Annotated in this window: 17 protein-coding genes; 7 read left to right on the top strand and 10 right to left on the bottom strand. The window is 66.0% G+C overall.

The genetic code is table 11. From position 1 onward, the window contains the following. Positions 1–63: 63 nt before the first annotated feature. The 7 genes from ABE571_RS13000 to ABE571_RS12970 all read right to left on the bottom strand — a co-directional run bounded on the left by ABE571_RS13000 (position 64) and on the right by ABE571_RS12970 (position 7,901). Positions 64–1,428, bottom strand: coding sequence for an NAD-dependent succinate-semialdehyde dehydrogenase (locus ABE571_RS13000; RefSeq protein ID WP_346482137.1), 1,365 nt, complete (start codon positions 1,426–1,428; stop codon positions 64–66). Positions 1,429–1,503: 75 nt separating this feature from the next. Next, positions 1,504–2,349, bottom strand: coding sequence for an ABC transporter permease subunit (locus tag ABE571_RS12995; protein ID WP_313211255.1), 846 nt, complete (start codon positions 2,347–2,349; stop codon positions 1,504–1,506). Next, entirely contained in the window at positions 2,346–3,257 is a 912-nt protein-coding gene (locus tag ABE571_RS12990) for an ABC transporter permease subunit (RefSeq protein ID WP_259260210.1), read from the bottom strand. The genes ABE571_RS12995 and ABE571_RS12990 overlap by 4 nt, the downstream gene beginning before the upstream one ends. After that, the gene (potA, locus tag ABE571_RS12985; RefSeq protein WP_070426989.1) at positions 3,254–4,387 is read right to left on the bottom strand and encodes a polyamine ABC transporter ATP-binding protein; all 1,134 of its coding nucleotides are present in this window, start codon (positions 4,385–4,387) and stop codon (positions 3,254–3,256) included. The genes ABE571_RS12990 and potA overlap by 4 nt, the downstream gene beginning before the upstream one ends. A gap of 123 nt (positions 4,388–4,510) precedes the next feature. Beyond that, a complete protein-coding gene (locus ABE571_RS12980) occupies positions 4,511–5,617 on the bottom strand; it encodes a polyamine ABC transporter substrate-binding protein (protein WP_346465454.1) in 1,107 nt (368 codons plus the stop codon). Between the two features lie 131 nt (positions 5,618–5,748). Then, positions 5,749–7,146 carry a glutamine synthetase family protein gene (locus ABE571_RS12975; RefSeq protein ID WP_123728825.1) on the bottom strand — a complete coding sequence of 466 codons (1,398 nt, stop codon included), beginning with the start codon at positions 7,144–7,146 and terminating at the stop codon, positions 5,749–5,751. After that, a complete protein-coding gene (locus ABE571_RS12970) occupies positions 7,143–7,901 on the bottom strand; it encodes a gamma-glutamyl-gamma-aminobutyrate hydrolase family protein (RefSeq protein ID WP_346464569.1) in 759 nt (252 codons plus the stop codon). Before ABE571_RS12970 ends, ABE571_RS12975 begins: the two co-directional genes overlap by 4 nt. Before the next feature lie 197 nt (positions 7,902–8,098). Here ABE571_RS12970 and ABE571_RS12965 point away from each other — a divergent pair, with 197 nt between their 5' ends. Continuing rightward, positions 8,099–9,385 (top strand): FAD-binding oxidoreductase, encoded by a 1,287-nt coding sequence (locus ABE571_RS12965; RefSeq protein ID WP_346493810.1) that lies wholly within the window; start codon positions 8,099–8,101, stop codon positions 9,383–9,385. Between the two features lie 501 nt (positions 9,386–9,886). Beyond that, the gene (locus tag ABE571_RS12960; protein ID WP_346493809.1) at positions 9,887–11,464 is read left to right on the top strand and encodes an MASE1 domain-containing protein; all 1,578 of its coding nucleotides are present in this window, start codon (positions 9,887–9,889) and stop codon (positions 11,462–11,464) included. A 213-nt stretch (positions 11,465–11,677) separates the two neighbouring features. Here ABE571_RS12960 and ABE571_RS12955 read toward each other — a convergent pair whose 3' ends face one another. Then, positions 11,678–12,115 (bottom strand): hypothetical protein, encoded by a 438-nt coding sequence (locus ABE571_RS12955; RefSeq protein ID WP_346493808.1) that lies wholly within the window; start codon positions 12,113–12,115, stop codon positions 11,678–11,680. Between the two features lie 219 nt (positions 12,116–12,334). On the opposite strand from ABE571_RS12955, the gene ABE571_RS12950 reads away from it, so the two are divergent. Together ABE571_RS12950 and ABE571_RS12945 are read left to right on the top strand one after the other, a co-directional pair. Next, positions 12,335–13,681: a diguanylate cyclase gene (locus ABE571_RS12950; protein ID WP_346493807.1), complete on the top strand. Its 1,347-nt coding sequence runs from the start codon at positions 12,335–12,337 to the stop codon at positions 13,679–13,681. Between the two features lie 70 nt (positions 13,682–13,751). After that, positions 13,752–14,213 carry a bacteriohemerythrin gene (locus ABE571_RS12945; protein WP_313211262.1) on the top strand — a complete coding sequence of 154 codons (462 nt, stop codon included), beginning with the start codon at positions 13,752–13,754 and terminating at the stop codon, positions 14,211–14,213. Here the strand turns inward: ABE571_RS12945 and ABE571_RS12940 are convergent, their stop codons facing one another. After that, complete coding sequence (locus ABE571_RS12940) at positions 14,214–15,491, bottom strand: MFS transporter (protein WP_313217782.1); 1,278 nt, start codon at positions 15,489–15,491, stop codon at positions 14,214–14,216. A gap of 425 nt (positions 15,492–15,916) precedes the next feature. Between ABE571_RS12940 and ABE571_RS12935 the strand changes: the two genes are divergently transcribed. Then, positions 15,917–16,294, top strand: coding sequence for a hypothetical protein (locus tag ABE571_RS12935; protein WP_346493806.1), 378 nt, complete (start codon positions 15,917–15,919; stop codon positions 16,292–16,294). 6 nt (positions 16,295–16,300) lie between these two features. Here ABE571_RS12935 and ABE571_RS12930 read toward each other — a convergent pair whose 3' ends face one another. Then, positions 16,301–17,803: an aldehyde dehydrogenase gene (locus tag ABE571_RS12930; protein WP_346464573.1), complete on the bottom strand. Its 1,503-nt coding sequence runs from the start codon at positions 17,801–17,803 to the stop codon at positions 16,301–16,303. Positions 17,804–17,917: 114 nt separating this feature from the next. Here ABE571_RS12930 and ABE571_RS12925 point away from each other — a divergent pair, with 114 nt between their 5' ends. Together ABE571_RS12925 and ABE571_RS12920 are read left to right on the top strand one after the other, a co-directional pair. Beyond that, complete coding sequence (locus ABE571_RS12925; RefSeq protein ID WP_346493805.1) at positions 17,918–19,270, top strand: aspartate aminotransferase family protein; 1,353 nt, start codon at positions 17,918–17,920, stop codon at positions 19,268–19,270. Positions 19,271–19,349: 79 nt separating this feature from the next. Beyond that, positions 19,350–20,225: a plasmid replication/partition related protein gene (locus tag ABE571_RS12920; protein WP_070426982.1), complete on the top strand. Its 876-nt coding sequence runs from the start codon at positions 19,350–19,352 to the stop codon at positions 20,223–20,225. The last annotated feature ends 78 nt before the right edge of the window (positions 20,226–20,303 follow it).

Here is a 20,303-nt window from a genome sequence, read left to right as displayed (position 1 = left end):
GGGCGACCGTAAGCCACCACGGCGCGAGCCGACCAACGGTCGGCTCCTACCCGATCCGTGGCATCACGCCACGTAAACCGTCTTGATGTTCATGAACTCATGGATGCCATGCTCGGCCAGTTCACGACCGAAGCCGGATCTTTTGCTGCCGCCGAACGGCAGCCGGACGTCACTCTTGACGATGGCGTTGACGAAGGCGGCACCGCACTCCAGCTGCTGGGCGATGGCTTCGCCGCGCGCCGCATCGGTCGTCCACACGCTGCCGCCCAACCCGAAGGTGGTGTCGTTGGCCACGCGCAGCGCTTCGGCGTCATCGCGGACCCGCAGGATCGCGGCGGCCGGGCCGAACAGTTCTTCGTCGTAGGCCGGCATGCCGGGGGTGACGTTGTCCAGGATGGTCGCCGGATAGCCGGCATGCGAGCCCGCCACCGGCTCGCCTCCCAGCAGCAGCGTGGCGCCCTTGGCGATGCTGTCCTGCACCTGCTTGTGCAGCTCGTCGCGCAGGTCCGCGCGTGCCATCGGCGCCAGTGTGGTTTTCTCGTCCTGCGGATCCCCGTAGACGCGCTTGCCTGCAGCGGCGACGAACTTCTCCACGAACGCATCGGCGATCGCGTCGACCACGATGAACCGCTTGGCCGCGATGCAGGTCTGCCCGCTGTTGTCGAAGCGTGACTTCACTGCTGCGGCCACCGTCTTCTCGAGATCGGCATCGTCCAGCACCACGAAGGCGTCGCTGCCGCCCAGTTCCATCACGCACTTCTTGAGCTGGTCACCGGCATTGGCCGCAATCGACCGCCCGGCGCGCTCGCTGCCGGTCAGTGTGACCGCCTTGACGCGCTTGTCGCGCAGCACCTCGGCGGCCTGGTCGTTGTCGATATGCAGCACGTCGAACACGCCCTCGGGCAGGCCGCCATCGCGGCACACCGCCAGGATCAGGTCCGCACATTGCGGCACGTTGCTGGCGTGCTTGAGCAGCGCCACATTGCCGGCCATGAACGCCGGCGCGAGGAAACGGAACACCTGCCAGATCGGGAAGTTCCATGGCATCACCGCGAACACGCAGCCGATCGGCTCGTAGCGCACGTAGCTGCGCTGGGCCTCGGTGTCGATCAGCTGCGGCTTCAGGTAATCGGCCGCGTGATCGGCGTAGAACTCACAGGCCTCGGCGCATTTCTCGATCTCGCCCAGCGCTTCCCCCTTGAGCTTGCCCATCTCGGTGGTCATCGCCTGCTGGATGTCACCCTTGCGCTGGCGCAGCTGGGCCGCGATGGCGCGCAGCATAGCCCCGCGCTCCTGCAGCGAACGCGCTGACCAGGCCGGAAACGCCTCGGCGGCAGCGGCCAGGCGCTGCTCGACCTCCGTGGCGGTGAGCAGTTCATGGCGATACGTGACCTGGCCGGTCGCGGGATTGATGATGTCAGCGGTCATCGCGGGTCTCCAAAAGTCAGACCCGCAGTGTGCGCCCCGCCCCGTGATCCGGATGTTGCCGGATCGGGATGACGTTCAGCCGGGGTCCTGCAGCGCCATCTGCATGTCGCGCTGGCGACGCTTCTCGGCGCGGGAGGTGATGTACCAGCCCACCACGGCCGCAATCGACACCGCCAGCACCATCAAGGTGGCCAGGGCATTGATCTCCGGCTTGATGCCCATCCGCACGGAGGAGAACACCTTCATTGGCAGGGTGGTCGAGTTCGGGCCGGCCACGAAGCTGGCGATCACCACGTCATCCAGCGACAGCGTGAACGCCAGCAGCCAGCCGGCCACCAGCGCCGGGGCGATGATCGGCAGGGTGATCTGGAAGAACACCTTCAACCGGCTCGCGCCGAGATCCATCGCGGCCTCCTCCAGCGAGCGGTCCAGCTCCTGCAGTCGCGAGGACACCACCACCGTCACGAAGGACAGGGTGAAGGTGACGTGCGCGATCCAGATGCTGGTCACGCCGCGGCTGGGGAAGCCGGGAATGCCGCCCATCGCCACCAGCAGGGTCATCAGCGAGAAGCCCAGGATCACTTCGGGCATCACCAACGGTGCGGTGATCAACGCACCGAACAGGGTCTTGCCCGGGAAGCGGCGCATGCGGGTCATCACCATCGCGGCCATCGTGCCGAGCACGGTGGCCGCGCAGGCCGTCCAGAACGCGACCTTGAGGCTGATCCACAGCGCATCCAGGATCTGCCGGTTGTTGAACAGCTCGCCGTACCAGCGCGTGGAGAAGCCCGACCATACCGTGGCCAGCTTGGAGGCGTTGAACGAGTACACCATCAACAACAGGATCGGCAGGTACAGGAAGGCGAAGCCCAGCCCGAGCAGGCTCCAGCCCAGCCAGCGGTTGCTGCGCACCATGCTCATGCCAGCTTTCCTTCCAGCTCGCGCTGCTGCATGCGGTTGAACAGCAGGATCGGCACCAGCAGCAGGGCCAGCATCACGATCGCCACCGCCGAGGCCGTGGGCCAGTCGCGGTTGTTGAAGAACTCGCCCCACAGCACGCGGCCGATCATCAGCGTATCCGGCCCGCCGAGCATTTCCGGAATCACGAACTCCCCTACCGCCGGGATCATCACCAGCATGCAGCCGGCGATGATGCCGGTGCGCGAGAGCGGCAATGTGATCCGCACGAAGGCCTGCCACGGCTTGGCGCCGAGGTCGTAGGCCGCTTCCAGCAGGCGGTTGTCCAGCTTGACCAGGTTGGCGTACAGCGGCAGCACCATGAACGGCAGGTAGCAGTAAACGATGCCGATGTAGGCGGCGGTCGGGGTATACAGGATCTGCAGCGGCGCATCGATCAGGCCGAGCTTGAGCAGCAGCTGGTTGAGCAGGCCGTTGCGGTCCAGGATGCCGATCCAGGCATACACCCGGATCAGGAACGAGGTCCACGAGGGCAGCACCACCAGCATCATCGCCACGTTGCGCGCGGCCGGGCTCATCCGCGAGATCACGTACGCCATCGGGTAGCCGATCAGCAGCGTGAGCAGGGTCGAGATGACCGCGATCTTGATCGAGCTCAGGTACGCCAGCGCGTACTGGTTGTCCTTGACCAGGGCTGCGTAGCTGCCGAGGTTGAGCTTGAGCGAGAAGGCGCCATCCACGTACTCCAGCAGCCAGGTATACGGCGGCGAACCGACCTGGGTGCGCGCGAAGGAGATCATCAGGATGATCACGAACGGCACCGCGAAGAACAGCAGCAGCCACAGGTACGGCGCGGCGATCACGCCGGCGCGCGTGCCCGGGAGCCAGCGCTTCCAGCCGGTCGCGGTCATGAGGTCAGCACCACGCCATCGTTGTCGCGCCAGTGCACCCAGACGGTGTCACCCCAGGTCAGGCCATCGCTGGCCCAGCGCTGGGAGTTGGCGAAATTGGACAGCACCTTGGCCCCGCTCGGCAGGCGCACATGGAACACCGAATGGCTGCCGAAGTAGGCGATCTCCTCGATCACGCCCTGGGCCTTGTTGGTATCCCCCGCCGGCTCGTCCTTGCCGATCATCACCTTTTCCGGGCGTAGTGCGAACGCCACCGGCTGGCCTTCGTAACCGGTGATCCCGTGGGCGACGTAGATCGGTGCGGGGAACAGCGGCGTGCGCACGGTGACGTACTCGGGCAGGTCCTCATCGAGCACGCCATCGAACAGGTTCACCGAGCCGATGAACTCGGCCACGAAGCGGTTGGCCGGCTGCTCGTAGATTTCATCCGGCTTGCCGACCTGCTGGATCCAGCCGGCATCCATGACCGCGATCCGGGTCGCCATGGTCATGGCTTCTTCCTGATCGTGGGTGACCATCACGCAGGTCACCCCGGTGGTCTCGATGATGTTGACCAGCTCCAGCTGCATCTGCGAGCGCAGCTTCTTGTCCAGCGCGCCCATCGGTTCATCCAGCAACAGCAGCTTGGGCCCTTTGGCCAGCGACCGCGCCAGCGCCACGCGCTGCTGCTGGCCACCGGAGAGCTGGTGCGGCTTGCGCTTGGCCAGCTTGCCCAGCTGCACCAGCTCCAGCATTTCGCCGACGCGGCGGTTGATCGCATCGCGCGCCATGCCGTCCTGCTTGAGGCCGAAGGCGATGTTCTGCTCGACCGTCATGTGCGGGAACAGCGCATAGGACTGGAACATCATGTTGATCGGGCGCTGGTACGGGGGCAGCGCGTTGATGCGCTGGCCGTCCAGGTCGATGGTCCCCTGGGTGGGGGTCTCGAAGCCGCCCAGGCAGCGCAGCAGCGTCGATTTGCCGCTGCCCGAGCCACCGAGCAGCGCGAAGATCTCGCCTTTGCGCACGTCCAGGGTGACGTCGTCGAGCGCGACGAAACCGTCGAACTCCTTGCGCAGCGCGCGGATGGACAGGTAGCCCGGTTCCAGGACCGGGAGGACCGCGCCTTCCGGCTTGGCTTCAAATGGCATGGTCAGCGGCTCCGGGAGCGGCGGCGGGACGGGGGGAGAATGCCATTTTACCGGTGGTGGCCGCGTCATGTCCTACCCCCTGAAACGACGACGCCGGCACGGGGCCGGCGTCGCAGGGGGCGGTCAGCGCCCGGTTTTCACCTCGGTCCACAACCGGGTGTAGAGCTTGTCCACCTCCGGCGTGTTGATCGAGTAGGTGAACATCTTCGCCGCCACATCGGCCGGCGGGTAGATGGTCGGGTCGGTGCGGATCGATTCGTCCACCAGCGGCGTGGCCGCGGTCACCGGGTTGGCGTAATGGATGAAGTTGGTGTTGGCCGCGGCGACCTTCGGCTCCAGCAGGTAGTTGATGAAGGCGTAGGCGGCCTCCGGGTGCTTGGCATCCTTGGGGATGGCCAGCATGTCGAACCACTGCGGGCCACCTTCGCGCGGGATCGAGTAGGCCACGGTCACGCCATTGGAAGCTTCAGCTGCACGGTCACGGGCCTGAATGATGTCACCGGACCAACCCACCACCAGGCAGGTGCCGCCGTTGGCCAGCGAGCCCACGTACTGCGAGGAGTGGAAGTTCTGCACGTAGGGGCGGATGCTCTTGAGCAGCGCGGCCGCCTTCTGCAGCGTGGCCGGATCCTGGCTGTGCGGATCTTCGCCCAGGTAGTGCAGCGCGATCGGGATCATGTCCGAAGGCGTATCCAGGATGGTGATCCCGCAGTCCTTCATCTTGGCGATGTTTTCGGGCTTGAAGACCAGATCCCAGCTGTTGGCGATGTCGGTGCTGCCACCGAAGCGCTGCTTGAGCAGCTCCACGTTGTAGCCGATGCCGGTGGTGCCGATCATGTACGGCACACCGTATTCGTTGCCCGGGTCCTGCTGGGCAATGCGCTTCATCACGTCCGGGTCGAGGTTGGCCAGGTTCGGGATCTTGCTCTTGTCCAGCGGCAGGAACACGCCGGCCTTGATCTGGCGGCCGAAGAAGTTCAGCGTCGGCACCACCACGTCGTAACCGCTGTTGCCGGCCAACAGCTTGGTTTCGACCATCTCATCACTGTCGAACACGTCATAGGTCACCTTGGTGCCGGTGGCCTTTTCGAAGTTCGGGATGGTGTCTTCGGCGATGTAATCGCTGTAGTTGTAGACGTTCAGGACCTTGGCGTCGTCCTGCTTGTCACCGCCGCCACAGGCGGTCAGCACGGATACGGCAATGCCGAGGGTGAGGATTCGCAGCTTCATCGGACTCTCCACAGGTCAGGTGCGAGTTGGGGGGAACCGGCCGGACCGGCGCAACGGGTGCCAGCCTACCGGGCATGCCCCCATTTTCCCAGCACATGGCCCTCACGGCCATGCCGGATCCGGTGGCTCGGTCAGACGTTGAGCAGCAGGAACTCACGTTCCCAGGAGCTGATCACCCGGAAGAAGGTCTCGTATTCTTTGCGCTTGACCGACACATAGGCGCGGCAGAAGCGCTCGCCCAGCATCTCGCGCAGTTCCGGGCAGCCTTCCAGCCCGTCCAGCGCCTCGCCCAGCGAGCGCGGCAGGTCATAGCCGAGTTCCTTGGCGCTGCCGCTGATCGGCGCGGTGGGGGAGCCCTGCTCGCGGATGCCGAGCAGGCCGGCGGCCAGGGTGGCAGCGATCGCCAGGTAGGGGTTGGCATCCGAGCCGGCAAACCGGCTTTCCACCCGCATGTTCTCTGGTGTATCCAGCGGCACGCGCAGCCCGCAGGTGCGGTTGTCGAAGCCCCAGTGCACGTTGCTCGGGGAGACCTCGCCGAACATCAGCCGACGGTAGGAGTTCACGTTCGGCGCGAAAAATGCCATCGCCGCCGGCACGTACTTCTGCAGGCCGGCCAGGTAGTGCCCGAACAACGGGCTGAAATCCTCACCGCCATGCTCGCCGGTGAACACGTTGCTGCCGTCGCTGATCCGCAGCAGGCTCTGGTGGATATGCATCGCACTGCCCGGCTCGTTCTCCATCGGCTTGGCCAGGAAGGTGGCGTAGATGCCATGGCGCATGGCCGACTCACGCATGGTGCGCTTGAACAGGAAGACCTGGTCGGCCAGATCCATCGCATTGGCGTGGGTGAAGTTGACCTCCAGCTGCGCCGCGCCGGATTCATGGATCAGCGTATCCACGTCCAGCTTCATCGCATCGCAGTAGTCGTACATCAGATCGAGGATCGGATCGAACTCGTTGACCGCATCGATCGAGTAGGACTGGCGCGCGGTTTCAGGACGCCCGGAGCGGCCGGCCGGCGGCAGCAGCGGGAAGTCCGGGTCGGTGTTCTTCTGGACCAGGAAGAACTCCAACTCCGGTGCCACCACCGGGCGCAGGCCCAGTTCGGCATAGGCATTGAGGACGCGCCGCAGCACGTTGCGCGGGGCCAGCTCATGCGGCTCACCGGTCTTGGTGAAACAGTCGTGGATGACCTGCGCGGTCGGATCGGTCGCCCAGGGCACCATGCGGACGGTGTCGGCATCCGGGCGCAGGATCATGTCCGAATCCGACGGTGAGGTCAGCTCGTAGTAATCGTCCGGGAACTCGCCGGTGACCGTCGTGGCGAAGATACCCTCCGGCAGGCGCGTGCCGTAATCGTGCGAGAACTTGTCGGCCGGAATGATCTTGCCGCGCGCGTTGCCGGTGATGTCCGGCACCAGGCACTCCACCTCGGTGATGCGCCGGTCCTTGAGCCAGCGCAGCAGCGTGCTCTCCTGCGGAACAGGCTTGGGGGCGGCGGCTTTGCGCGAACGCGTTCGGGTGGTCATGACCGGTCTGCTGTAAGAGAGTTGCGGCGACAAGCATCGCCGAAAGCGTGAAAAATGCTGTGATAGAACGAATTGTCGGCCACCCGCCACTCCGGATGCCACTGCACCCCGAGCACGAAACGATGCGCGGTGCTGCGGGCGGCTTCTATCAGGCCATCCTCAGCAACGGCCTCGATCTGCAGGCCCTCGGCCAAGCGATCGATGCCCTGCCCGTGCACGGAATTGACCCGTGCCGTGGGCGCGCCGGCCCAGCCGGCCAGCCAACCGCCCTCACACAGGTGCACCGCATGCGCCGGCCCATATTGCACCGCCACCGGCGCCTCCGGGTCTTCACGATGATCGTTCATGCCCGGCACCGCGTGCACGCGCGGGTGCAGACTGCCACCGAGCGCGACGTTCAATTCCTGGAAACCCCGACAGATCGCCAGCACAGGCAGGTCGCGGGCCAGCGCCTCCTGCAACAGGGAGAGCGCGTTCGCATCGCGCGCCGGATCATGGCGGTTGCCGGGCCAGCTCGGCGGCCCGGCATACAGATGCGGTTCGATATTGCTCACCGCGCCGGTCAGCAGCAGGCCCTGCAGGCGGTCCAGCCAATGCGTGGCCGGCAACGGCGGCTGCAGGCTGGGCAGCAGCACCGGGGTGACACCGGCCGCCTCGGCCAGCGCGCGGACGTACTTCTCACCCGCCGCCGCGAAGGGATGATGGCCCAGCATCGTGCTGTCGGTGGGCAGTCCGACCCAAGGGGGCGAGACCATGCGTCATGCTCGGATGACCTGCAGCCACGTTACCCCCGTGCGCAGACCTCGCGCAACACAGCGCCGCATCGGCGGTGCGCGCGCCCCTCACACGCCTGCGGCAGTAGCTGCGACAGACTGACCCCTGTCCCGCGCGCCGGTTGCTGGCATCCTTTGTCCATGATTGTTGTCCTGTCCTCTCCCCGCCGGTGCCCGGCATGACGGCTGCCGGCGAGGCGCATGCACCCAGCTGGTACGCCGACAGCGTGCCGGGCGCGCCGCTACGTGAACCGCTGACGGGGGATCTGAGCGCCGACGTGTGCGTGCTGGGTGCCGGCTACACCGGCCTGTCCGCCGCCCTGACCCTGGCCGAGCGCGGTTATCGCGTCTCGCTGCTGGAGGCGCACCGCGTGGGCTGGGGGGCGTCCGGCCGCAACGGTGGCCAGGCGATCGTCGGCTACGGCTGCGAGGTGGATACGCTCGAGCATCTGGTGGGCGCTGAAGACGCGCGGGCGCTGTTCGAATTCTCGCGCGATGGCATGCGCCTGCTGCGTGACCGCATCGTCCGCCACCAGATCGAGTGCGATTGGCGCGACGGCCATGCCAGCGTGCCGATCAAACCCCGCCAGGAGCGCATGCTGCGCGCCGGGCTGATCGATCTGGCCCAGCGCTACGACTATCCGCTGCAATGGTGGGACCGCACGCAGCTGCGCGGGCAGTTGGACAGCCCCCGCTATCGCGGGGCGATGTTCGATCCCCATAGCGGCCACCTGCATCCGCTGGCCTACGCGCAGGGCCTGGCCCGTGCCGCGGAGGCGGCCGGCGCGGTGATCCACGAGCAGTCCCCGGTCCTGCAGCTGATCCGCGGGCCCCGGCCGCAGCTGCGCACCGCGCACGGCACGGTCAGCGCCGACCACGTGGTGATCGCCGGCAATGCCTGGCTGGAGGGCATCGCGCCGGAGCTGGAATCGCGGATCATGCCGGTCGGCACCTATATCGGTGCCAGTGCGGTCCTTGGGCAAGCACGGGCGCAATCGCTGATCCGCAATGACATGGCCGTGGCCGACGTCAGCTGGGCACTGGACTACTTCCGCCTCAGCCGCGATCACCGCCTGCTGTTCGGCGGCCAGGCCAGCTACTCCGCCCTGCCCCCGCCCGGCCTGCGCGGTGTGATGACCCGGCGCATGCGCGCGGTGTTCCCGCAGCTGGCCGACGTGGAGCTGGAGTACGTGTGGGGCGGCTATGTGGATATCACCCGCAACCGCGCCCCGCACTGGGGCCGACTGACCCCGAATGTCTATTTCGCGCAGGGCTTCTCGGGCCACGGTGTTGCCGCAGCGGGCCTGGCGGGCCAGGTGCTGGCCGAAGCCATCGCCGGCCAGGCGGAGCGCCTGGATGTATTCGAACGCATTCCGCACCGCCCCTTCCCCGGCGGGCGCATGCTGCGAACCCCGCTGCTGGTTGCGGCGATGTCCTGGTACAAGCTGCGGGATGCGTTGTGGTGAGGGCGCAAGGGGCGTTCGGCGACCACGGGTAAAGTGAGACATGGTGCGACATCTGAAAGCGGTCGCTCCGTTTCCCGGCAGCGCCAGACCGGGAGTGCAAGCAGATGGCATGAGAGCGCATCTCTTGCTGCGCACGCCGCGCGTCACAGCGCAACGATGTGTGGAGAATGCGTCATATCAAGGCCTGCAGTGGCAGAGATGGGCACGCCTCGAACACGGGACGTCATCTGTGTATCCGCGGCGCAACTCGACTGCGGGCCGTACGACGAGCGTGAAGAGTTTCCTAAGAAAATGAGATATGTGTCACGCCCATGGCCCCGACCCATGCCCGCGCGTGAATCCATACGCTGCGCGCGCCATCGCGCCGGACCACTTGCGCAATTGCATAATCCGGCGCGTGTATATACCGTCCAATCTGATCGCGGCATTGATACACAGGGATGTTGAAGGCACGAACAGGGGGAGCCGGTGCGAGGAGAATGGTGGAAAAATGGACTTCAGTTGAATCTGCGCATCGAGCCGATCGGGCTTGTCCTTGCCGTCATCTATGCCCTTGCCTGTTGGGGCGCACGCAAGCTGTCCCTCGACCAGTTCTACCTGCCTGCCGGCATACGCGTGGCTGCACTGCTGCTCTGTCCACCACGACTGTGGCCCTATCTGTTCCTGGGTGAGTACGCCTACTTCGCGCAGATGCGTTACCCGATGGTGGAGAAGTACGGGCTGGCGTGGGTCGTGCTTGGCTCTGCTTCGCTGATGCCGGCAGTCGCGTTTGTCGTTCGACTGCATCGCCGAATGATGGCGACCACTACAGAAACCTGGCTATTATCAATTGCTGCAGCGTCGGCGCTAGTAGTTACCGTACTCAATATTTCTCTATCAGAATTACTCTGGCCAATTCCACCAGACATGCCCGCGCTCACTGGTGTCGCGCGCTATGTGGTCGGCGACTTCATCGGCATCCTGACGGTGGCACCCCTTGCACTCTTGTGGGCAACCCGCCACAGCGAGCCGGACTGGGCAGCGATGTTCCTGAAGCCGACGTCAATGGCCCTTGGACTGATGACTGTCCTGGGCATATCGGCGGCGCTGCTGCCTGCAGACTCAATGACGATGAAAACCAGCCTACAGGTGCTTATGGCGCTACCTGCCATTGCTCTGACCTGCCTCCTCGGCTGGCGAGGTGCCGCGATTTCGGTGCCGGTGCTGAACCTCATCATCGGCCTTACTACGCCAAAGCCTTACCCATCGTCGTTTGATCCGTCAGCCTTCACCACACAGTTGATCATGGCCATCACAGGCATTGCATTGCTGGTCCTCGGCTCACGCATCAGCCACTACTACCATCACTACAAAATTCGGGACGACGGCGAGAAGAATGCAATCAAGTTGGCCAGAAGCTCTCATGTGACAAGCGAAATGGGGCTCCGCGAACGCGCACTTCACTTGAGAAAGATCGGGGAGGGCATGGATATATCCCTCAACGAAGTTGTGAGCTGGCTGAAGCTGCACGGACACCACGAGATCGCTGGGGGATTGCTCGATACCGCTGTCGTGCATTCGCGGCAGTTCCGCGCCCAGGCCAGCATGGTCTATCCGACAGCACTGGATCATCTGGGTCTGTATGTCGCCCTGCAGGCTGGTGGGGTCCGCGAAGCGTGGGATCTGACCCACCGCGTCTCCCGCCCGCGGCTGCAGGGGGATCCCTGCCAATTGAGTATCGGCCTGCAATTGGCTGCCTACCGTGCAATGACCGATGCCGTGTCGCTGCTGCTGGAGAGTGAATCGGGCCAGATCGAGGTCCGCGCGCGCTGTGGCAGGTTTGGTCGGTATCAGGGCATCGTGGTGACCGTGGCGTTGCTGGATGCCACATGTGCGCTGTCCGAAGCCACCATGACCATGGCGGTTGAACGTCTCGCCGGGCGAGCTCTTGCCTATGGTGGTGTTGTGCAGTGTCGTCGCAATCGGGTCAGGATGGCGCTTCTGGAAATGCCGCCAATCGCTTCCCACGACGCCGCGCATAGCGTCTCGGTTGAATACGTAAAAACGACAGGGCGCGGTAGCAGTCAAGCGTTAACCTGACTTTCTGCAAACTCCTTGGATCCATCGCCCTTGGGACGAACACAGCAGGACAGCGGCGTCAGAAAAACAGCAGGTAGGATGTTGGGTTCCCCGTAACTTGGACCTGCAGGTGATCGCATCACCTGCAGGTCCACCACAGAGTCATCAGCCGAGCCCGCGTTACGCCCTACGTCGGGCGGTAACGAAACTGCACCTGATGTTGCCGCAGATGGCCTAGTTGCTGCCGCTCACTGGCTCGACCGACCAGACGGCATCAGTGCCGCTCCCGTAAAGCACCAGCGAGAAGCGTGGGCCGCGATACACCTCGGAGCGCCTCGCGCCTTTCGGCGCCTGAACGCGCAGCGTCGGCAGCGACACTCGCGCGGGAACATCGCCAGCCGGCAATGCCCAGAACACATCATCTGCGTTTCCGATGATCACGTGCACGCGCCCGGCAAGATCGTTCACTTGGTAATAGGTGATTCCCTCGCGCTCAAATCCATATACCAGCCAATTTGAATTTTGGCTCAGGTTGGCGGCCAGCGGCTGTGTCTGCCCCAGCCCTCGCTTCGCCAGTGGCGATCCATGATTATCTGACTGCGCCATTCCAACCATCGGAACCGACGCGAGAATAACGACACCCACAACACCAACAATCCTTGGAATGCGCACATTTACCTCCTGATTAAAACGTTGAGGGGAACTTCAGCGATAGTAACCGTAAGCGGACATCCATCGATCAGCCGGGGCCGCCTGAGCGGCCAGCACAGGACGACGCCCCACCCGGCAACCAGGCGGAGGCTGCGACATTTCGCGGCACCCCTCTCCCTAAAGTTACGCGTGAAACCGCCGCTACCAGTCCCGACCCACTCGGAACCGAGCGTACGCCTCATGCCGGCACTGTTGCAGGGCGCTGTTCTCAGCGACCCCGGTGATGCCCTGCCCCAGCGGATCCTGCTGGTGGAAAACTCGCGCACGTTCACCAGCATGCTGCGTGAGGCGATCGAGCAGCGGCTGGAGCTGCCGGTTTCGGTGGCGACCAGCCTGGCCGAGGCCGGGCGGCTGCTGGATGAGGAACAGGGTTGGTTCCTGGTCCTGACCGGGCTGGTGCTGGCCGATGGCGACCGCGATACCGTGGTGGACTACTTCCTGTCGCGCGGGCTGCCCACCGTGGTGGTCAGCGGCGTGTATGACGAGGATCTGCGCAAGCGCGTGCTGCAGCAGCAGATCATCGATTACGTGCTCAAGAACACCCCGGGCAGCATCGATTATCTGGTGTGGCTCGTGCAACGACTGGAGCGCAACCGGCGCATCGCCGCGCTGGTGGTGGATGACTCGATGTCGGCGCGGATGTACGCCGCCTCCTTGCTGCGCATGTATGGGCACGATGTCTACGAGGCCGCTGACGGCGCCGAGGGACTGAAGGCCATCGAGGCGCACCCGGCGATCCGGCTGGCGGTGGTCGATCAGGAGATGCCAGGCATGGAGGGCGTGGAATTCACCCGCCGCCTGCGCACGATGCGCTCGCGCGACAAGCTGGCCGTGATCGGGATTTCCGGCAATACCGATCCTTCGCTGATTCCGCGCTTCCTCAAGAACGGCGCCAACGATTTCCTGCGCAAGCCCTTCTCGCGCGAGGAGTTCTTCTGCCGCGTCTCGCAGAACGTGGACCAGCTCGAGCTGATCGGCACCCTGCAGGACCTGGCTACCCGCGATTTTCTGACCGGGCTGCCGAATCGTCGCTGCTTCCTGGAGCAGAGTCAGCGTCAGCTGCCGCAGCTGCACCTGGATGGCGAACAGGTGGCTGTCGCGATGATCGACATCGACCACTTCAAGCACATCAACGATACCCATGGCCACGAGGCCGGCGACGATGCGCTGCGCGCGGTGGCCGCAGCGGTCGCCCAGCATGCGCGCCAGGACGATCTGATCGCACGCTTCGGCGGCGAGGAGTTCTGCCTGCTGGTACCGGGCATGGATGAAGAGCAGGCCGTGCACTACTTCGACGAACTGCGCCAGCGCATCGCCGCGCTGGAGGTCGACCTGGGCAACACCACCCTGCGCATGACGGTCAGCATCGGGCTGTGCTGTCTGCGGCCGCAGCGCGATTCCCTGCACCGGCTGATTTCCGAGGCCGATCGGCAGCTGTACCTGGCCAAGGCCGGCGGCCGCAATCGCGTCCATTGCGCCACCGTGGCGACCGGCCCACGCCAGCGCGAGCCTGCCCTGGCGCCTTGATCGAGATCAACGCGGCCCCGGCCGCGACTGCCTAGAGTCGCCCCCAGTTGAACAGCGCGGGGAACGCACCATGGCACTTCTGGTCTGGCAGGACGATCTGAACATCGGTATCGATGTCATCGATCACCAGCACATGCGCATCGTGGAGATGCTCAACCACCTGCACGTCGCCCAGAAGAGCCTGGAGCGGCTGGCCGTGGCCGAGGTCATCGACGAACTCGTGGACTACACGATGTCCCACTTCGCCTTCGAAGAAGAGCTGATGGAGGAAGCCGGCTACCCGTTCTGCGCGGCGCACAAGCGCGTGCACGAAATCTTCGGCAAGCGCGTGGGCGAGTACCGGCTGCGTTTCCAGGCCGGTGAGGACATCACCGACGAGCTGCGCACGATGCTGTCGCGCTGGCTGTTCAACCATATCCGTGGCGATGACAAGGCGTACGCGCCGCAGGTCAAACAACACCTCAACCAGTTCGCGCGCGACCACCAGCAGGGCAGCTGGCTGGGCCGCACGCTCAAGCGCTTCTTCCGCTGATCAGCGCCCGCGCCGCCCCATCGCCAGCAAGGCGACGATGGTGATCAATGCGGTCACGCACAGGTAATAGCCCACCGCGACCAGGCCATAGCGCTCGGCCAGCCACGTCGCCACATACGGCGCCGGTGCGGCACCGAGAATGCCGGCCAGGTTGAACGACAAGGAGGCGCCGGTATAGCGCACCTGCACCGGGTAGATCTCGGCCAGGAAGGTGCCGCACGGGCCGTAGGTCAGGCCCATCAGGAACAGGCCCAGCGCCAGGAACCCCAACACCAGCCACGGGCTGCCGGCCTGGAACAGCGGCGCGAACACCACGCCGAAGGCGAGGATCAGGCCGCTGGCCACGATCATCGTGCGGCGCGTGCCCCAGCGGTCGCCGTACAACGCGGAAATGGGAATGCCGGCGGCGAAGAACAGGATGCCGACCATCTGCAGCAGCAGGAACTGCTCACGCGAGTAGCCCAGCACGGTGGTGCCGTGGCCGAGGGTGAACACCGTCATCAGGTAGAACAGCACGAAGGTGGCGAACGCCCCCAGGGTGCCCAGCACCAGCGTCAGCGGATGTTCGCGCAGCACCGTCCACATCGGCAGCTTGACCCGCTCGTTGCGGTCCAGCGCGGCCTGGAATTGCGGGGTCTCGTGGATGTTCAGGCGTACCCACAGGCCGATGCCGACCAGCAGCGAACTGGCCAGGAACGGCACGCGCCAGCCCCATTGCAGGAAATCGGCCTCGCTCATCGCGCGGCCCAGCAGCAGGAAGATACCGGCCGAAAGCAGGAAGCCCAGCGGTGCGCCCAACTGCGGGAACATGCCGTACCAGGCGCGTTTGCCGGGCGGCGCATTCTCGGTGGCCAGCAGCACGGCGCCACCCCACTCTCCCCCCAGCCCCAGTCCCTGCCCGAAGCGGCACAGCGCGAGCAGTGCCGGCGCGACCAGCCCGATGCTGGCATGCGTGGGCAGCAGGCCGATCGCCACGGTGGAGATGCCCATCGTGAGCAGCGCAGCGACCAGCGTCGCCTTGCGCCCGATGCGGTCACCGTAGTGACCGAACACCGCCGAGCCGACCGGCCGCGCGATGAAGGCCACCGCGAAGGTCGCCAGCGACTGCAGCATCGCCGCCCCATCGCTGCTTTCGGGGAAAAACAGGTGCGGGAACACCAGCACCGCGGCGGTGGCGTAGATGTAGAAATCGAAGAACTCGATGGTGGTGCCGATCAGGCTCGCCAGCAGAATGCGGCGGGGAGAGTTCACGACAGGGGCGACAGCAGGTGTGGACATCGGGCACGCAGAAAAAGGCAGCTGCCGGATTCTGCCACGGCCTTCCGCTGGCTGCCGCAATGGTTGCAGACGAGACTGTCAGCCTGTGACCGCCTCGGCGACCTGCGCATCCGGCAGGAACTTCCCCGGCACCGCAGGGTCTCAACGCGGTCACCCCGCCAGGACGGTCCCGGATGTCAGCCTCACGGAAGAGTGCCGCCCCCTTGCGCTGGGCGCAGCCGGTCGCCATCGCGGTGGTGATCGTTGTGCACGGGCTGATGCTGGGCGTGCTGCTGCGGTCTCCGGCCCCCAGTGGCGCTGCGGAGGAGGCCCGCCTGGCGGTGTACTGGCTGCCGCGGCCGTTGCCTGCACCAGTTCCCCTACCCTCGCCCGCCCCGCCGCCAGCACAGCAGCCGCCTGCGTCGCGGCGCCTGGCTGCACCTCTCGTGGCCACGTCCAGCACCGCATCGCCGGCTGCGGTGGTGGATCCGCCAGCACCACCGGCCGTACTGGAGCTGCGCGTGCCTGCCTCGCTGACGGGCAGCGGTATCGATGCCGCCTCGCTGGCGCCACGCGTGCTGGGGGATCGGGATGTGCACCTGGCATTCCAGCCCAAGCGCAAGCGCTTCCGTATGAAGGCCGGGATGACCCCGGAGCAGATCGTGCACGGCATCTTCCAGCTGATCGGCGCGTGGCCCCCGGGCTACACGGTGGACCCGTGCCGCCTGACGCGGCAGCAGATCGACTACCTGCGCAACGCCGTGGATGAAATGGATCGCGACCTGCTGCGCGAGTCGCTGATCCGCCACAGCCAGGACTGCTGAGCGGCGTCAGCCGCCCAGGTGGATCCAGGTCGCCTTGAGTTCGGTGTACTTGTCGAAGGCGTGCAGGGATTTGTCGCGGCCGATGCCGGACTGCTTGTAGCCACCGAATGGGGCGGTCATGTCGCCACCATCCCATTGATTGACCCACACACTGCCCGCACGCAGCCCGCGTGCTACCCGATGCGCACGGCCAAGGTCGCGTGTCCACACCCCGGCGGCCAGCCCGTAGATCGAATCATTGGCCATGCGCAGGGCATCGTCTTCATGATCGAAGGTCAGCACCGACAGCACCGGGCCGAAGATCTCCTCGCGGGCGATCGTGTGCTGCGGATCGACCTCGTCGAACACCGTCGGCTCGACATAGCTGCCACCCGGCACCACCTCCAGCCGCTTGCCCCCCAGCAGCAGGCGTGCGCCCTCGGCCTCGCCGCGTGCTACATAATCCAGCACGCGGCCTGCATGCGCCTCATCGACCAGTGCGCCCATCGCGGCATCCGGCTCGAAGGGATGCTGCGGCTGCATATGCCGGCCATGCGCCAGTACGCGGGCCACGAAGGCATCCTTGATCGAGCGCTGGACCAGGAGGCGCGAGCCGGCGGTGCACACCTCGCCCTGGTTGTAGAAGATCGCGGTGGCAGCGGCCTGGGCGGCCTTGTCCAGATCGGGCGCATCAGCGAACACGAGGTTCGGGCTCTTGCCGCCGCACTCCAGCCAGGTGCGCTTGAGATTCGATTTCCCGGCGCATTGCAGCAACCGCCGACCGACGGCGGTGGAGCCGGTGAACGCCAGCGCATCCACGTCCATGTGCAACGCCAACGGTTCGCCCGTCCGCTCACCATGGCCGGGAAGCACATTGAACACGCCATCAGGCACCCCCGCCTCGGCCACCAGCGCGGCCAGGCGGATCGCGCTCAGCGGCGAGCGCTCGGAGGGCTTGAGCACCACGGAATTGCCCGCCGCCAAGGCTGGCGCGATCTTCCACGTTGCCATCAGTAGCGGGAAGTTCCACGGCACGATCACCGCCACCACGCCCACCGGCTCACGGGTGATCAGGCCCAGCGTATCCAGCGCGGTCGGGGCAACCTCGCCGTACACCTTGTCCACCGCCTCGGCGGTCCAGCGCAGGCAGCGCACGACACCGGCCAGATCGCCCTCGCGTGCGTCGCGGACCGGCTTGCCCATGTCCAGGGTTTCCAGCAGCGCGAGCGCATCGGCGTGTTGTTCCACCAGGTCGGCCAGCCGCAGCAGCACCTGCTTGCGATGAGAGGGCGCCGCCCGCGACCAGTCGCCCGCATCGAAACTGCGCCGCGCCGCTGCGACCGCCCGATCGACGTCCGTCGTGTCGGCGTCGGCCACCTGCACCAGCACGCGGCCATCGATCGGGCTGACGCAGTCATAGCGCGCGCCACTGGCGGCGTCCACGTAGCGCCCATCGATGAAGGCCTGGCCCTGGAAGGTCAGTGCATCGGCCTGGCGTTGCCAGTCGTCGCGGGTGCGTGCGGTGGTCATCGGCGTCGTCCTAATCCACTCAGTCGGGTAAGGCGGTTATACCCGTCGCCATCACGGGATGACGTGAGGCGAGTGCGATAAAGTCGTGACCATCGCGCCCTTGCGGAGTGCCGCATGCCTCGTCCCGATTCGTCGTTGTCGACCCTGGCCAGCCAGGCACCCGCAGACCTGGATGCCTACTGGATGCCATTCACCGCCAACCGCCAGTTCAAGGCGGCCCCGCGCCTGCTGGTGCGTGCGCAGGGCATGTATTACCACGACATCGACGACCGTCCGATCCTGGATGGCGCGGCCGGCCTGTGGTGCTGCAACGCAGGGCATGCGCGGCCGAGGATCGTGCAGGCGATCCAGCAGCAGGCGGCCACGCTGGATTTCGCGCCACCGTTCCAGATGGCCTCCCCCTTGCCCTTCGTGCTGGCCCAGCGGTTGGCCGCGCTGGCACCGGGCCGCTTGAACCATGTGTTCTTCACCAACTCCGGCTCCGAGGCGGTCGACACCGCGATGAAGATCGCGCTGGCCTACCATCGCCTGCGCGGCGAGGGTCACCGCACCCGCTTCATCGGCCGGGAGAAGGCCTATCACGGCGTCGGCTTCGGCGGCCTGTCGATCGGCGGCCTGCCCAACAACCGCAAGACGTTCGGGCCGTTGTTGCCCGGCAGCGATTTCCTGCGCCACACGCTCGATCTGGAGCGCAATGCCTTCAGCCCCGGCTTGCCGCGCCACGGCGCCGAACTCGCAGAAGACCTGGAACGCCTGATCGCGCTGCACGATGCATCCACGATCGCGGCGGTGTTCGTCGAGCCGATCGCTGGCTCGGCGGGGGTGATCCTGCCCGCACCGGGGTACCTGCAGCGCCTGCGCGAGATCTGCGACCAGCACGGCATCCTGCTGGTGTTCGATGAGGTGATCACCGGTTTCGGCCGGGTCGGCAACGCCTTCGCCGCGCATCGCTTCGGGGTCACCCCGGACCTGATGACCTTGGCCAAGGGGCTGACCAACGGCGCGGTGCCGATGGGCGCGGTGCTGGCCAGCGAAGTGATCCACGACGCCTTCATGCAGGGCCCACCGGCCGCCATCGAGTTCTTCCACGGCTACACCTATTCCGGCCACCCGCTGGCCTGCGCAGCGGCCCTGGCGGCGCTGGATACCTACGCCGAAGAGCATCTGTTCGAGCGCGCCATCGCGCTGGGCGACTACTGGCAGGAGCGACTGCACAGCCTGCGCGGGCTGCCGCATGTGGTGGACATCCGTAATTTCGGGCTCATCGGTGCTGTCGAGCTGATGCCGCGCAAGGACGCCCCCGGCGCGCGTGGCTACGAGGTGTTCGAGCGCTGCTTCCGCGATGGCCAGTTGCTGGTGCGCTGCACTGGCGATGTGATCGCCCTGTCGCCCCCGCTGATCCTGGAGCGCAGCCATATCGACCGGATCGTTGACGTACTGGGCGAGATGATCCGCGCCACCGGCTGAGGCTGAATCCACCGGCGACGACGGCGACCGCCGCGATCCTTACAATGGTCGGTCACGTTTCGCTCGCGTACCGGATTGCATGGACATTGTCGTCAAAGAAGAACTCAAGGCCTACATCGACCCGCTGACCCCGGACGAGCACGACGCCCTGGAGCGCAGCATCCTCGCCGAAGGCTGCCGCGACGCGCTGGTGCTGTGGGGCGAGGTACTGGTCGATGGCCACAACCGCTACGGCATCTGCCAGAAGCACGGCCTGCCGTTCCAGACGATCCAGAACACCCGCTTCCAGTCGATGGATGACGTCCACCTGTGGATGATCGAACAGCACCTGGGGCGCCGCAGCGTCTCCGATTTCCAGCGTGGCGTGCTGGCGCTGCGCAAGCGCGACATCCTGGCCGAGCGCCACCGCGCCGATCAGGCCCAGCTGCAGAAGGAAAGCGATGGCGAGATCAGCGGCCCGGCCGATGCTGGTGACGAGGACAGCCCGCCGTGGGCGGCCGCGCCGAAGGTCAGCCGCGCCGACATGGCCCGCGAAGCGCGCCTGAGCAGCAGCCAGGTGACGATGATCGAGCGCATCCACAAGCAGGCCGCACCGGAGCTGGTGGAAGCGGTCAAGACCGGGGTGATCTCGATCAGCGCCGCGGCCGCCGTGGCCGACCTGCCCGAAGACGAACAACGCGCCGCGGCCGCCGCCGGCAAGGACGAGCTCAAGCAGGCCGCCAAGCGCGTGCGCGAGTCCAAGCGCAAGCCGCGCAAGCCGGTCCAGGAGGTGCTGCACAGTGCCGACGGCGACGCCGAGGTCGACCCCAGCCGCGCCGCCGAGATCGCCGATGCGCTCAACGCACTGGGCGAAGGCCCTGCCGAGCTGCGCCAGCGCATCATCGCGCTGACCCTGGAAAACGACACCCTGCGCCAACAGCTGGCCGCGCTGCGCAAGCAGGTGGCGGACATCTGAGGTAGTGCCGGCCCCGGGGCCGCCACCCCCACCGCGTCCCGCTGGGGGCCAGGGTGCCCGCCCCCCGCCCGCCCGACC

The organism is Stenotrophomonas sp. TWI273 (genome assembly GCF_039674765.1).
Classification (GTDB): domain Bacteria; phylum Pseudomonadota; class Gammaproteobacteria; order Xanthomonadales; family Xanthomonadaceae; genus Stenotrophomonas.
Note: the sequence above shows the minus strand (reverse complement) of the source record. Positions and strands in the feature narration are given on the sequence as shown.